Here is a 14,015-nt window from a genome sequence, read left to right on the forward strand (position 1 = left end):
TCATCCACCCTCGATTTCCGAAGCACGAATGGGCTGTCGCGACTCGCGTCGCTCCCACATGGCAACCCTCATAACGACACTGGCCGCATGAGCGGCCAGTGTCGTTGTCTTGCGGTGTGCGGCGCGATCAGGCGCTGCGCTCGTCGTTGCCTTCGCCGTCGGACCCGGTCGGCGCGTCGTCGTTATGGGCGACGGACGGCGACGCCGCCGGTTTTTCGACCGGCTGGGGTGTCGGCACGGGCTCGAACAGGCTGCGGGTGACGGAAGGCGGCGTATCGGCATCGGCCACGAAGAACAGCGAGCCCGTGCTGCCAAGCGGCGTGACCGGTGCGGCAGGCTTGGCGGCGGCAACAACCGGCGGCGGTGCCAGCGGAGCGTCCACCGGGGTCGGGATGGCAGCTTCCGCCACGACCGGTGCTTCCGGCTTCGTTTCGGCAGGACGCACCTCGGTCGCCTGGATCGGGGCGGGTGCCCGGACCGGCGTGGCGACGACGGTAGCCGGTGTTTCTTCGACCACGGCATCGTGCCGGGCGACCGGGGCAGCTTCTTCGGCCGTCTTCGCGATGTCCGCCTTGACGGCTTCCAGCACTGCGGGCGGCGAGGTTGGCGCAATGGCGGCAGCGGCCTGCGCGACCGGCGCGGGTTCCGCCGCGATCTCCACCTTGGCCTGCTCGACCACGGCGGCACCGATGGCCGCTTCGGCTTCCACCGTGGCCGCGACTTCGGCCTTGGCCTGGTGGCTGATGGGCGCAACGGTTTCGACCGGGACAGGCGCGGCAGCGGTGACTTCACGGACCGGCGGCGCGGCAGCAGGTGTCAGGGCGGGCGCGATGGCCGGTTCCGCCGCGATCTGCGCGGGTGCCGCGATGGCAGCGGCCGCGACCGGTGTGGCCGGCGCACGTTCGCGCGGGGCGGGTTTCGCGGCCGGTGCGACGGCGTCATCGTCGAAGTCGAACTCCGGCTGCGAACTGCTGGCGACCGGGGAGGCGTCGTCATCGCCGCCCAGTTCGTCCATCGACAGCTCGTCGCCGGCGGCGGCGGCTTCGCCATTGCCACGGCGGCGGCGGCGGCCACCACGGCGACCGCGGCGGCGGCGTCCACCTTCGCCCGCGTCACCGGTTTCGCCGGATGCGGCCGGCGGCTCGGCGCCTTCGGTCACGATGGCGGCGTCGGTTGGCGCGGTGTCCTGCGTGGTCACGTCGGACGCGATGGGCGCGGGACGGACAGCTTCCGCGGCGACCACCGCGGCCACTGCGGGAGCGACCTGCTCCACGGCGTCCGCGGTGGCGGTTTCGGGCTTGGCCGGCTTCGGCGCATCGGCCTGGCGCTGCGCAGGATTGCGCGGCGCATTCTGCTGGGCGGCCGTGGCGTTCTGCTGCTGCGGCTTCGGGGCCTTGGGCGGCTGCTGCGGGTTCTGCTGCTTCTGGCCCTGCTGCGCCTTCTGCGGCTGCTCGCCGCGCGTCTTCTGCGATTGGCCCTGCGGCTGTCCACCCTGCGGCTTGCGTTCGTCGCGGCGCGACGGCTGCTGGCCGCCACGGCCCTGGTTCTGCTGGCCGCGGGCGTCGCGATTCTCGCGGCGCTGCGGATTGCGGTCGTTGCGCTGGCGGTTGTCCTGCTGCGGGCGCGACTGCGGTGCAGGCGCGGCGGCTTCGCTGCCGCCCAGCAGGCGCTTGAACCAGCCGATCACGCCGCCGTTGACGGGCGCGGCCACCGCGACGGGCGCGGCGATCGGGGCAGGGGCGGGCGCCGCGGCCACGGGAGCTTCGCGTTCCTCGCGGACCGGGGCGGGCTGGGCGTGCTTGACGTGGGTGACGGCCGGCGCGACCGGGATGTTGAGCTGCGCCTTGGTCAACGCATGCACCGGCAGCTTGCGCGGGGTGCCGCGCTGGTAGCTGGGCTTGCTGGATTCCTCGCCGAGTTCGTTCTCGCGGATGCGGGTGACCTCGTAGTGCGGAGTATCCAGCGACTCGTCGGCGACGATGATGATCGGCGCGTCGTGGCGCTGTTCGATCTCGCGCAGCGCGCTGCGCTTCTCGTTGAGCAGGTAGTTGGCGATTTCCAGCGGCGCCTGGATCAGCACCTGCCCGGTGTTGTCCTTCATCGCGTGCTCTTCGGCCACGCGGATGATCGACAGCGACAGCGATTCCACGCTGCGCATGCGGCCGTGGCCTTCGCAGCGCGGGCAGACGATCTGGCTGGATTCGCCCAGCGACGGACGCAGGCGCTGGCGGCTCATTTCCAGCAGGCCGAAGCGCGAGATGCGGCCGATCTGCACGCGCGCGCGGTCGTACTTCAGCGCGTTCTGCAGCTTGTTCTCGACTTCGCGCTGGTGCTTGTTGCTGGACATGTCGATGAAGTCGATCACCACCAGGCCGCCCAGGTCGCGCAGGCGCAGCTGGCGGGCGACTTCCTCGGCCGCTTCCAGGTTGGTGTGGAACGCGGTTTCCTCGATGTCGCCGCCCTTGGTGGCGCGCGCCGAGTTGACGTCGATGGCGGTCAGCGCCTCGGTCTGGTCGACCACGATGGAGCCGCCGGAGGGCAGGCGGACGTTGCGTTCGTAGGCGCCCTCGATCTGCGATTCGATCTGGAAGCGGTTGAACAGCGGGATGTCGTCCTTGTACGCCTTCAGCTTGCGCAGGTTGTGCGGCATCACCTGCTGCATGAACTCGCGGGCGGTCTCGTACAGTTCGTCGGTGTCGACCAGGATCTCGCCCACGTCGCTGCGCAGGTAGTCGCGCAGGGCGCGCACGATCAGGCGGCTTTCCTGGTAGATCAGGAACGGCGCCGGCTTGGTCAGCGCGGCCTCGGCGATGGCCTTCCACACGCTGAGCAGGTAATCCAGGTCCCACTGCAGCTCTTCGGCATCGCGGCCGACGCCGGCGGTGCGGATGATCACGCCCATGTCGTCGGGGATGGCCAGCGCGTCCATCGCCTTCTTCAGCTCGGCGCGGTCGTCGCCCTCGATGCGGCGCGACACGCCGCCGGCGGTGGGCGAGTTGGGCATCAGCACCATGTAGCGGCCGGCCAGCGAGATGAACGTGGTCAGGGCGGCGCCCTTGTTGCCGCGTTCGTCCTTGTCCACCTGGACGACGACTTCCTGGCCTTCCTTCAGCAGTTCGCGGATGCCGGCCTTGTTGTGGTCGACGCCGGCCTGGAAGTAGTCGCGGGAGATTTCCTTCAGCGGCAGGAAGCCGTGGCGGTCGGCGCCGTAATCGACGAAGGCGGCTTCCAGGGAGGGCTCGAGCCGGGTGATGCGGCCCTTGTAGATGTTGGACTTCTTCTGTTCCTTCGACGGTTGTTCGATATCGATGTCGTACAGGGTCTGACCGTCGACGATGGCCACGCGCAGTTCTTCGGCCTGCGTGGCGTTGATCAACATGCGTTTCATTGTGCGTTCCTCGCGCGCTGCTACCGCGCGGAACGCCATGGCGTTTCGCCTCTGGAACGGTGCTCCGCCCCTTGCGCAGGCGCAGCGGGGCAGGTCGGGTTTCCAGCGCTACGACACCACGGCAGGCCGCGGGAGCGCTTTTTACTAATGTGTGTTGCGGGCCGGCGGCGACTCCCCGGAAGGGGCGCGCCGCGCGGGACATGTTCAGCCACAGGTGCCGTCACGCACCTGGCGGTATCCGGGCCTGCCGATGAGCCGCTAACATGGCCGCCCCTGGGGCGGTGGCCGCGCACTTGCCGGAATCGCGGGGAGCCGGGCTTCTGGCCCATGCAACACTCCCTGCGAAATCAAACCCTTATCTCGCCCGCCGAGTGTAACAGAATGAATGGTATGAACCCCAGCCCCCCGTCCGACAAGCCGGCGCCGGCCGCCAAGAGCGCCGTCCGTACCGTCAAGGTGCCGGAGGACCGGGGCGGCCAGCGGCTGGACAACTTCCTGCTGGGCCAGTTGAAGGGCGCCCCACGCAGCTTGGTCTACAAGCTGGTGCGCAGCGGCCAAGTGCGGGTGAACGGCGGCCGGGCCAAGGCCGAGCGCAAGCTGGAGAGCGGGGACGAGGTGCGTATCCCGCCGGTCAGTCTCGCCGAGGCGGGAGACAAGGTGGCGCCGCCGGCCGGGTTCCTGAAGCGGATGGAAGCGGCCATCGTGTTCGAGGACACCCGCCTGCTGGTCATCAACAAGCCGTCCGGCGTGGCCAGCCACGGCGGCAGCGGGATCAGCCACGGCGCCATCGAGACCATGCGAGCGTTGCGCCCCAACCAGACGCTGGAACTGGTCCACCGGCTGGACCGTGACACCTCCGGCCTGCTGGTCATGGCCAAGAAGCGCTCGGCGCTGTCCGAATTGCAGGCCCTGCTGCGCGAGGACAGTGAGAATGGCGCGCGCGGCATCGAGAAGCGCTACCTGACCCTGCTGGTCGGCCGCATGCCCGACGGCGTGATGAGCGTGGACGCGCCGCTGCACGTGGGCCTGCGCCAGGGCGGCGAGCGCCACGTGCAGGTCAACGCCAACGGCAAGGCATCGCTGAGCCATTTCCGCGTGCTGGAACGCCGCGGCGGGCATTCCTATTGCGAAGTGCGCATCGAGACCGGCCGCACCCACCAGATCCGCGTGCATGCTCAGCACATCGGCCACCCGGTGGCGGGCGACGACAAGTATGGCGACGAAGCCGCCAACAAGCGCCTGCGCGAGCAGGTCGGCCTGAAGCGGTTGTTCCTGCACGCGGCGTCGTTGCAATTCTCGCTGGACGGCGGCAAGACGCCTTACCTGCTCAATGCGCCGCTGGCCGAGGAACTCGCGGACGTGCTGGACAGGCTGGGGTAACGGGTCCGCCGCGCCGGCAGCGCAGGATCAACGGTTGACTGTCGATGATGCTGCGCGATGGACATTTTGCAGGGTGGCGCGGGCAAGCATGTGCCGAGTCAGCGCGGCGCGCCCTGCGCGAAGCAGCGCACCGGCTTCTCCTGCACGGGCGGGAAGGTCACCGGCACGGTGATCGTATGGCTGACCGGTTGTCCGTTGCGGGTGGCGGCCCGGAATTTCCAGGTGCGCACCGCTTCCAGCGCGGCCTGGTCGAGGGCCGGGTGGCCGCTGCTCTGCGCCTGCGCCACGTTGGAGGGCACGCCATCCTGGTGGATGGTCACGCGCAGCACGACGGTGCCGCCGTCGCTGTCGCACTCGGCTTCGCGCGGATAGGCGGGCGGTGGCGTGTCGATCGCGGCCAGTTCGGTCGGCGGTACGGCTGGCGCGGCGGGCGGCTCGCTGCCGCCGCAGCCGGCCAGCAACGCGATGGCGAGGGGCAGGGCGAGGAAACGGATGTCGAGCGTGCGCATCAGGCTTCTCCCAGCAATGCGCTGGCCTTGGCCGCACAGATGAAGTCGTTCTCGCTCAGGCCGCCGACGTCGTGGGTGGAGTAGCGCACGACGGCGCGGTTGTAGTGCACGCCCAGGTCGGGGTGGTGGTCCTCGGCATGCGCCATGAACGCCAGCGCGTTCACGAAGGCCATGGTTTCGTAGTAGTTGGCGAAGGGGAACGTGCGCACGAGCGCATGGCCTTCCTCCACCAGTTCCCAGCCGGGCACCTGCGGCAGCAGTTCGGCGATGCGGGCGGGCGGCAGGCGGTGCTCGCTGCCGCGCAACGGCACGCAATGGGCCTGGGCGAGCGGGATCAGGTCGGACATGGCGGATTCTCCGGCGTGCGGGCTGGCTGAACGCCGGCCGACAACGGGCTGAGGGGGGTGAGCGCCTTGCGGGCAGGGGGCTAGAATACCCGCATGATCCAGATTTCCGACAGCGCGCAGGCGCATTTCCGCAAGCTCATCGAACGCGAAGCCCTGCCGGGCCTGGGCGTGCGCCTGAGCGCCGTCCATGCCGGCACCGCGCAGGCCGATGCGCGGCTGGAATTCGCCGAGCCGCGCGATCTGGCCGGCGACGAATGGGCCGTGGATTGCGACGGCTTCACCCTGTACGTCGATGCCGGCAGCGTGCACTGGCTGGACGGCGCCGACATCGATTACGTGATGAAGGGCGCCAGCGCCCAGCTGACCATCAAGGCGCCGCGCATCAAAGGCGAAGCGCCGGCCGAATCCGCTTCGCTGGTGGAGCGCGTGCGCTGGGTGGTGGACAACGAGGTCAACCCGCAGCTGGCCCAGCACAAGGGCCGGGTGGCGGTGGAAGAAGTCAGCGGCGAAGGCGTGGTCTGGCTGCGCTTCGGCGGCGGCTGCCACGGGTGCGGCATGGCCGATGTCACCCTGAAGCAGGGCATCGAGAAGACGCTGATGGCGCGCGTGCCTGGCGTCACCGCGGTGCGCGACGTCACCGACCACGACACCGGTGACGCGCCCTATATCCCCCGCGACAACGCGGCCTGAAGGCCCCGGGCGCCGGTGACGAAAGCCGCCGACCTCATCGCCGCGCTGCTGCCGCGCAAGGCGGCGCCCATGCTGGAACGCCATACCGGCCTGCCCTACGGCTGGGGCCTGTGGATGCGTGCGTTGCCGGCGCGGTTGGGCACGATCACGCGCGATAAGGCCGATGCGCTGGTCCTGCTGCTGGCGCAGCGGCCGATACGCCCGCCGGACCCGGTGGCGCCGGTGTTGAACCGCTACCAGGCCTGGCGCTCGCTGTTCTACCAGGGCTGGGAGCCGCCGCTGCGGGAGGAGCGCGGGCTGCGCTGGTTCGCGGGATTCACCAGCGCCTTCGTGCACGTGCTGTTCTTCCTGTTCCTGCTGTGGGTGGCGCTGGTGCAGTTGCCGCCTCCCGCGCCGGACGCGGGCGACAGCAGCCGTGTCCGGCTGGAAATGGTCGGCGATGGCACGCCCGAGGAAACCGGCGGCGGTCCGCCGGCGGCCGAGCCCTCGCCGGAGACTGCGCAGACCGCCCCGCGGCAGGACGCCGGTGGCGCGACGCCGGTGCCTTCCGCGCCACAACCCGCTATCGCCGCGCCCACGCTCACGGCCGAGGTGCCCGAGCTGGCGCCTCGCGACGTGCCGGAACCGACCATCGCCTCGCAACCGCTGCAGGTCACCGAAGTGCTGGAACCCACCCGCGCCTTCGTGCTGCCTTCGCCGACGCCGAGGATGCCGGACGTGGTGGCTCCCGAAATGCGAGAGGCCGGCGTGCCCACCCGCGAGGTTCCCATGCCGGTGCAGGCGCCGCCGGTGCGCCGCGAACTGCCGCAGCGTGCGGTGGACATACCGCAGATCGCCACGCGCGAGGCGCAGATCCGCGAGCGCGAAGTGCTTTCGCCGGCGCCGCAGGTGCGCGAGGTGCAGGTGCCGCGCCGTGAAATCGTACCGGACACGCTCAGCGCGCCCGAAGCCACGGTCCGCCAGGCCGAAGTACGCGCGCCGGCGCCGCGACCGGCTGCGCCTTCCCCCGCACCGGCGCCGACGAGCCCCGGTGCGACGGCCAGCACGCCATCGCGCTCGCCTTCTCCCGCCGCCGGCACGCCGGCCGCCGCGCGCGGAACCCAACCCGGCGCCACCGCCTCTGGTCCTGCCGCCGCGCCGGGCGGCTGGGCGACGCCGCAGCGCGGGGACGACTGGGGCGCTTCGAACCGCAACGTCGCGGGCGACAGCGGCGCCGATGGCGGCGACGCGCCGGGCCTGTACAACGCGGACGGCAGCCTGCGCGTGCCGGATGGCGCCGGCGATTCGATCGCCGATCGTGGCGCGCCCGGTGGCGAGAACGACGTCTGGACCCGCGAGCGGCTGGAGCAGGCGGGCACCTGGCTGCAGCGCCCGCCGTACGACTACGAGCCGACCAGCTTCGACAAGTATTGGGTGCCCAGCGAGTCGTTGCTGGCCGAATGGGTGCGGCGCAACGTGCGCGAGATGGAGATCTCGATCCCGGGCACCAATCTGAAGCTCAAGTGCAGGATTTCCGTGCTGCAACTGGGCGGCGGGTGCGGGTTGGGCAGCCTGTTCGCGGATCCGCCCGTGGCGCGTCCGCCCCCGGAAATCCCGGTCAAGCGCAATCCCATCCCAACGGACAGCTGATCTTGCCCCGGTAGGGTGCGCCCTGGCGCACCACTCGGGCGGACGATGGCATGGCGGTGTGGGTGGCAAGGGTGCGCCAGGGCGCACCCTACGCGGAGCGGTTTCGTCTGCCCGGGCGTACGAAAAGAAACGGAGCCTCGCGGCTCCGTTTCTTCATTCCTTGCGATCCGTGTCGCGGCGTATCAATGCACGCCGTGCAGGTCGCGCAACTGCAAGGGGCGCGAGCCGAAGTAGGCGGACAGGTCGGAGATGTCCTGGTCGCTCAGGCTGGCGGCCTGCGGGGTCATCAGCGCGTGCTGGCGATCGCCGGCACGGTAGGCCTGCAGCGCGTGCGCCAGGTAGTCGGCGTACTGGCCGCCCAGTTTCGGGTAGGCGTCGTCGATCGGCGCATTGCCTTCGGCGCCATGGCAGTCCACGCAGCTCTGGCCGGTGGCCTTGCCCTTGGCCTTGGCCAGTTCCTCGCCCTTGGCGATGTGGCCCTTGGGCAGGCCGGCGGACGAACTGGAACCGTGTTCACCGCTGGCGTGGCCGGGGCTCTCGGCCGCGGCCTCGGGGGTCTCCACCTTGGAACATGCCACCAGGGCGAGGGCAGCGAACAGGGCGATGGCTAGACGCTGGGCGTGCTTGGCGTTGGGCATGGTGGGATTACTTGACGGTGGAAAGGAAAGCGGCGATGTCGGCGATGTCCTGGTCGGAGAAGCTCTGCGACTGGGCCTGCATCGTGGGGTGCTTGCGGTTGCCGTTGCGGTATTCGGTCAGTGCGTTGGCCAGGTAATCGGCCGACTGCCCGCCGATGCGCGGCACGTGGAAGCTGGGGTAGGCGTTCTTGTAGCCGACGATGCCGTGGCAGCCCTGGCAGGTGTAGGTCAGCGTGCGGCCGGTGTCGGCGTTGCCCACCGGCGGCTTGGCCGGGGCCGCGACGGTTTCGGTCGGGGCGGGCGCGGCGGCCGGGGTTTCCTGTTGGGCGGTCAGGGCGGCCAGCGGTAGGGCGGCCAAGGCAAGGCAAGCGGCGAGCGGCAGCGGTCGCATCATGTCGTAATCCGGGACTCTCATAGTTGCGCGCGCCACGTACCACCGCGGCGCTTGGCTTCAGCAAGTATAGCGTGCCACTCACGAAGGCCGCCATCCGCCGGACGGCGATCCGCCCGGCGCGGCAGGGCGCAAGCTTGCGGCAGTGGCGCCTGGCGTTCTCTTCCTGCCTCTGGCGGGGGCGTTTCATGCCGCGTCCGCGTCGCGCGAGCGCATCTGCGCGAAGCGCAGGCGCCGTCATGCGCTGTGTCTTCGCCCGACGCCCGCCGCGAAGGGAATGCAACCGTCCGACACCGTGCCGCATCCAAGCCATCGGTCCCGCCTGTCCGACGCTCGTCACCATGACCTTCGGCGCATGGAAGTCGTTCAGGGGTGATATACCTTCATACAACACCTAAACAACACCACCACGGTCCCGCCCCCATGTCCCGACCTCTCCAACATCCCGGCCGTCCCTACCAGCGCATGGCGCTGGTGCCCGTCCTGTGCGGTTTCCTGGCCCTGGCCGCCTGCAAGGGCGGCGGCCCGGCGGCCGAGGCCCAGGCCAAGAACGGGGACGCCCCCAAGCAGTCCGATGCGGTGCCGGTCGAGGTCGCCAGGGCCAGCAAGCGGCCGATCGCCGCCAATTACGCCAATACGGCCACGCTGGAACCCCGCGCCGAATCGCAGGTGGTGGCCAAGACCTCCGGCGTGGCGCTGGCGGTGCTGGTCGAGGAGGGCCAGCAGGTGAAGGCCGGCCAGGCGCTGGTGAAGCTGGACGACGATCGCGCGCGCCTGGCCGTGCTCCAGGCCGAGGCGCAGATGAACAAGCTGGAGAACAACTACGTCCGCGCGCAGCAACTGGTGACGCAGCAGATGATCAGCGCCAACGACCTGGACGAGATCAAGTACAACCTGGCCAATGCGCGTGCGCAGTACAGGGCGGCCGCGCTGGAGCTGTCGTACACGACCGTGGTCGCGCCGATCTCCGGCCTGGTCGCTTCGCGCGACATCAAGCCGGGCAACTTCGTGCAGATCAATTCGCCCATCATCCGCATCGTCGACAGCAGCCGGCTCGAGGCGACGCTCAACGTGCCGGAACGCGAGATCGCCAAACTCAAGCCGGGCCAGGAGGTGGGGCTGAGCGCGGACGCGCTGCCGGGCAAGCGGTTCACCGGTACCGTGGACCGCGTGTCGCCGGTGGTCGATACCGGCACCGGCACCTTCCGCGTGGTCGCCACGTTCTCGGGCGAGGGCGAACTGCAGCCGGGCATGTTCGGGCGCCTGAGCATCAACTACGACCAGCGTGCCGACGCGCTGGTGGTGCCGCGCAGCGCGCTGCTGGAGGACGGCGGCGAGCCGGCGGTGTACGTGATCCGCGACGGCAAGGCGCTGCGCACCGGCCTGAAGCTGGGCTACGACGATTCCGGCTGGATCGAGGTGCGCGAAGGGTTGAAGGAAGGCGATGCGGTCGTCGTCGCCGGCAAGGCCGCCTTGCGCGAAGGCAGCGCCGTGCAGGTGCTGGGCGACGACAAGCCTGACGAATCGAAGGCGGCCGCGCCGGTCGCGCAGGCGGCCAAGTAATGAGCCCGCAGGACATGCAGGGCGCCGGCGGCGGATTCGATCTGATCGAGTTCGCCACCCGGCGCCGCGTCACCATCGCGATGATGACGCTCACCCTGGTGCTGTTCGGCCTCATCTCCCTGTCCGGCCTCAAGGTGGAGCTGCTGCCGGACCTGAGTTACCCCACGTTGACGGTGCGCACCGACTATGAAGGCGCCGCGCCGGCCGAAGTGGAGACGCTGATCTCGCAGCCGGCGGAAGAGGCGCTGGGCATCGTCAAGGGATTGCGCAAGTTGAAGTCGATCTCGCGAACCGGGCAGAGCGACGTGGTGCTCGAGTTCGTCTGGGGCACCGACATGGAACAGGCCGGCCTGGACGTGCGCGACAAGATGGAAACGCTGCAACTGCCGCTGGAGGCCAAGCCGCCGGTGCTGTTGCGCTTCAATCCCTCCACCCAGCCGATCATGCGCCTGGCGCTGTCGTCCAGGCAGGAAGGCGGCAGCCAGGTCGATGCGATCCGGCGGCTGATGGAACTGCGCCGCTACGCCGACGACGACCTCAAGCGCAAGCTCGAGCCCGTCAGCGGCGTGGCCGCGGTGAAGGTCGGCGGCGGCCTGGAGGACGAGATCCAGGTCGATATCGACCAGCGCAAGCTGGCCCAGTTGGGCCTGTCGCTGGACAACGTGATCCAGCGCCTGCAGCAGGAAAACGTCAACCTCTCGGGCGGCCGCCTGGAAGAGGGCTCGCAACGCTACCTGGTGCGCACCGTCAACCAGTTCGCCACGGTCGAGCAGATACGCGAGATGCTGCTGACCACGGCCAGCGGCAGCGGCGCCGCCTCTTCGACGGGCGACAACCGCCAGTTGATGACGGCGATCCTGGGCAGCCGCGACCCGAACGTGCTGGCGGCGCTGCGCGGCAATGGCAGCAGCGGCGGCACATCGCCGGTGCGCCTGAAGGACGTGGCCGAGGTGCGCCAGGGCTACAAGGAGCGCGAGGCGGTGATCCGCACCGCCGGCCGCGAGGCGGTCGAACTGGCCATCTACAAGGAAGGCGACGCCAATACGGTGTCCACCGCCGACGCGCTGGAGGCGCGGCTGGAGACGATCCGCGGGCAGATGCCGGCGGACATCGAGATGACCGTGGTCGAGGACCAGTCGGTATTCATCCGCCACGCCATCAGCGACGTCAAGGTGGATGCGGTGATCGGCGGCCTGCTGTCGGTCCTGATCATCTTCCTGTTCCTGCGCGACGGCTGGAGCACGTTCGTCATCTCGCTGTCGCTGCCGATCTCGATCATCACCACCTTCTTCTTCATGGGCCAGCTGGGCCTGAGCCTGAACGTGATGTCGCTGGGCGGCCTGGCGCTGGCGACGGGCCTGGTGGTCGACGACTCGATCGTGGTGCTCGAGTCCATCGCGAAGGCCCGCGAGCGCGGGCTCGGAATCCTGGAGGCGGCGATCAGCGGCACCCGCGAGGTGTTCATGGCGGTGGTGGCATCCACCCTGACCACGATCGCGGTGTTCCTGCCGCTGGTGTTCGTCGAGGGCATCGCGGGCCAGCTGTTCCGCGACCAGGCCCTGACCGTGTCCATCGCCATCGCGGTCTCGCTGGTGGTGTCCATGACGCTGATCCCCATGCTGAGCGCATTGAAGGGTCGGCCGCCGCTGGAGTTTCCGCAGGAAGAGCCGCGCCAGCCGTGGCGGCCGGAAAAGACCTGGCAGAAGCCCGCGGCATTCGCCGGTCGCGGCATCGCGGCGATGTTCCGCTACGGTTTCTTCGCCGCCGCCTGGACGATGGTGCGGATCTTCCGCGGCATCGTGGCGTTGATCGGCCCGGTGATGCGCAAGGCCAGCGACATGGCGATGGCGCCCTATGGCCGCGCGGAGGCCGGCTACCTGCGGATGCTGCCCGCCGCGCTGGCCAGGCCATGGCCGGTGCTGGGCGGCGCGGCACTGGCGTTCGCGCTGACCCTGGCGGTGCTGCCGTTCCTCGGCGTGGACCTGATTCCGCAGCTGGCGCAGGATCGCTTCGAAATGACCGCCAAGCTGCCGCCAGGCACGCCGCTGGCGCAGACCGACGCGCTGATCCGCGACGTCCAGCAGAAACATGCCAAGGAGGACGGCGTGCGCCTGCTGTACGGCGTGTCCGGCACCGGCACGCGCCTGGACGCCAGCCCGACCGAAAGCGGCGAGAACATCGGCAAGCTGTCGGTGGTGATGGACGACACTTCGCGCGAACCGGCATTGACCGAGAAGCTGCGCGAGACGATGAAGGCCTATCCGTCCGCGCAGGTCGACTTCGCCCGCCCCGAGCTGTTCTCGCTGTCGCCGCCGCTGGAAATCGAGATCGAGGGCAACAACCTCGAGGCGATCCGCGTCGCCGGTACCCGCCTCGCCGGCATGCTGCGCGACAATCCGCACTATGCCGACGTGAAGTCGACGGTGGAGCAGGGCTTTCCGGAGATCCAGGTGGTGTTCGACCAGGACCGTGCCGCGGCGCTGGGCCTGACCACGCGCCAGATCGCCGATGCGGTGGTCAACAAGGTGCGCGGCAATGTCGCCACCCGTTACAGCTTCCGCGACCGCAAGATCGACGTGCTGGTGCGCGTGCAGGAATCCGAGCGTTCCTCGGTCGACGACATCAGGCGCCTGATCGTCAACCCGAACGGCAGCGCGCCGGTCGAGCTGGCCTCGGTCGCGGACGTGGTCTCCACCACCGGGCCGAGCGAGATCCACCGCGCCGACCAGCGCCGCGTGGCGATCGTGTCGGCGAACCTGCGCGATATCGACCTGGGCACGGCGATCGCCGAAGTGCAGAAAATGGTGGCCGAGAATCCACTGGGCACCGATATCGGCATGCGCATCGGCGGCCAGGGCCAGGAACTGGGCGAGTCGATCCGTTCGCTGCTGTTCGCGTTCGGGCTGGCGATATTCCTGGTCTACCTGGTGATGGCCTCGCAGTTCGAATCGCTGCTGCATCCCTTCGTCATCCTGTTCACCATTCCGCTGGCGCTGGTCGGTGCGGTCGGCGCGCTGTTGCTGTCGCGTTCGCCGATTTCGGTGGTGGTGTTCATCGGCCTGATCCTGCTGGTGGGCCTGGTGGTGAAGAACGCGATCATCCTGATCGACAAGGTCAACCAGTTGCGCGAAGAGGGCGTGGCCAAGCGTCAGGCGCTGGTCGAGGGCGCGCGCTCGCGCCTGCGCCCGATCATGATGACCACGCTGTGCGCGGTGTTCGGCTTCCTGCCGCTGGCGCTGGCCTTCGGCGAAGGTGCCGAGGTGCGCTCGCCGATGGCGATCACCGTGATCGGCGGCCTGCTGGTGTCGACCCTGCTGACCCTGCTGGTGATCCCGATCGTCTATGATCTGCTCGACCGCAAGCCGGACGCGTTCTACGCCGAGCGCGGGCGACGTGCGCGCAGCGATGCGGTGCAGGTGGCCGAGGTGCTGGCGCACGAGCAGGACGCACTGGGCGGCGCGGGCGTGAAGGACTGACCGG

Annotated in this window: 10 protein-coding genes; 5 read left to right on the forward strand and 5 right to left on the reverse strand. The window is 69.6% G+C overall.

Going from position 1 to position 14,015, the window contains the following annotated elements; all coding sequences use genetic code 11:
• Window positions 1–127: 127 nt before the first annotated feature.
• Window positions 128–3,388, reverse strand: coding sequence for a ribonuclease E (gene rne / locus AAD027_RS08010; protein ID WP_341725503.1), 3,261 nt, complete (start codon window positions 3,386–3,388; stop codon window positions 128–130).
• Window positions 3,389–3,778: 390 nt separating this feature from the next.
• Between rne and AAD027_RS08015 the strand changes: the two genes are divergently transcribed.
• Window positions 3,779–4,768 carry an RluA family pseudouridine synthase gene (locus AAD027_RS08015; RefSeq protein WP_425605418.1) on the forward strand — a complete coding sequence of 330 codons (990 nt, stop codon included), beginning with the start codon at window positions 3,779–3,781 and terminating at the stop codon, window positions 4,766–4,768.
• A gap of 98 nt (window positions 4,769–4,866) precedes the next feature.
• Here the strand turns inward: AAD027_RS08015 and AAD027_RS08020 are convergent, their stop codons facing one another.
• Together AAD027_RS08020 and AAD027_RS08025 are read right to left on the reverse strand one after the other, a co-directional pair.
• Window positions 4,867–5,277: an energy transducer TonB gene (locus tag AAD027_RS08020; protein WP_341725505.1), complete on the reverse strand. Its 411-nt coding sequence runs from the start codon at window positions 5,275–5,277 to the stop codon at window positions 4,867–4,869.
• Window positions 5,277–5,624 carry a 4a-hydroxytetrahydrobiopterin dehydratase gene (locus AAD027_RS08025; protein ID WP_341725506.1) on the reverse strand — a complete coding sequence of 116 codons (348 nt, stop codon included), beginning with the start codon at window positions 5,622–5,624 and terminating at the stop codon, window positions 5,277–5,279. Before AAD027_RS08025 ends, AAD027_RS08020 begins: the two co-directional genes overlap by 1 nt.
• Window positions 5,625–5,717: 93 nt before the next feature.
• Here AAD027_RS08025 and AAD027_RS08030 point away from each other — a divergent pair, with 93 nt between their 5' ends.
• A complete protein-coding gene (locus AAD027_RS08030) occupies window positions 5,718–6,314 on the forward strand; it encodes an NfuA family Fe-S biogenesis protein (protein WP_341725507.1) in 597 nt (198 codons plus the stop codon).
• A gap of 15 nt (window positions 6,315–6,329) precedes the next feature.
• Entirely contained in the window at window positions 6,330–7,943 is a 1,614-nt protein-coding gene (locus AAD027_RS08035) for a hypothetical protein (RefSeq protein WP_341725508.1), read from the forward strand.
• 182 nt (window positions 7,944–8,125) lie between these two features.
• Here AAD027_RS08035 and AAD027_RS08040 read toward each other — a convergent pair whose 3' ends face one another.
• Together AAD027_RS08040 and AAD027_RS08045 are read right to left on the reverse strand one after the other, a co-directional pair.
• Window positions 8,126–8,581, reverse strand: a complete 456-nt coding sequence (locus tag AAD027_RS08040) for a c-type cytochrome (protein WP_341725509.1) — start codon at window positions 8,579–8,581, stop codon at window positions 8,126–8,128.
• A gap of 7 nt (window positions 8,582–8,588) precedes the next feature.
• Complete coding sequence (locus AAD027_RS08045; RefSeq protein WP_341725862.1) at window positions 8,589–8,972, reverse strand: c-type cytochrome; 384 nt, start codon at window positions 8,970–8,972, stop codon at window positions 8,589–8,591.
• A gap of 465 nt (window positions 8,973–9,437) precedes the next feature.
• Here AAD027_RS08045 and AAD027_RS08050 point away from each other — a divergent pair, with 465 nt between their 5' ends.
• Together AAD027_RS08050 and AAD027_RS08055 are read left to right on the forward strand one after the other, a co-directional pair.
• Window positions 9,438–10,535: an efflux RND transporter periplasmic adaptor subunit gene (locus tag AAD027_RS08050; protein ID WP_341725863.1), complete on the forward strand. Its 1,098-nt coding sequence runs from the start codon at window positions 9,438–9,440 to the stop codon at window positions 10,533–10,535.
• Complete coding sequence (locus AAD027_RS08055; protein ID WP_341725510.1) at window positions 10,535–14,011, forward strand: efflux RND transporter permease subunit; 3,477 nt, start codon at window positions 10,535–10,537, stop codon at window positions 14,009–14,011. The genes AAD027_RS08050 and AAD027_RS08055 overlap by 1 nt, the downstream gene beginning before the upstream one ends.
• Window positions 14,012–14,015: the final 4 nt, after the last annotated feature.

The sequence above is a fragment of the Pseudoxanthomonas putridarboris genome (assembly GCF_038321125.1).
Lineage (GTDB): Bacteria > Pseudomonadota > Gammaproteobacteria > Xanthomonadales > Xanthomonadaceae > Pseudoxanthomonas_A > Pseudoxanthomonas_A putridarboris.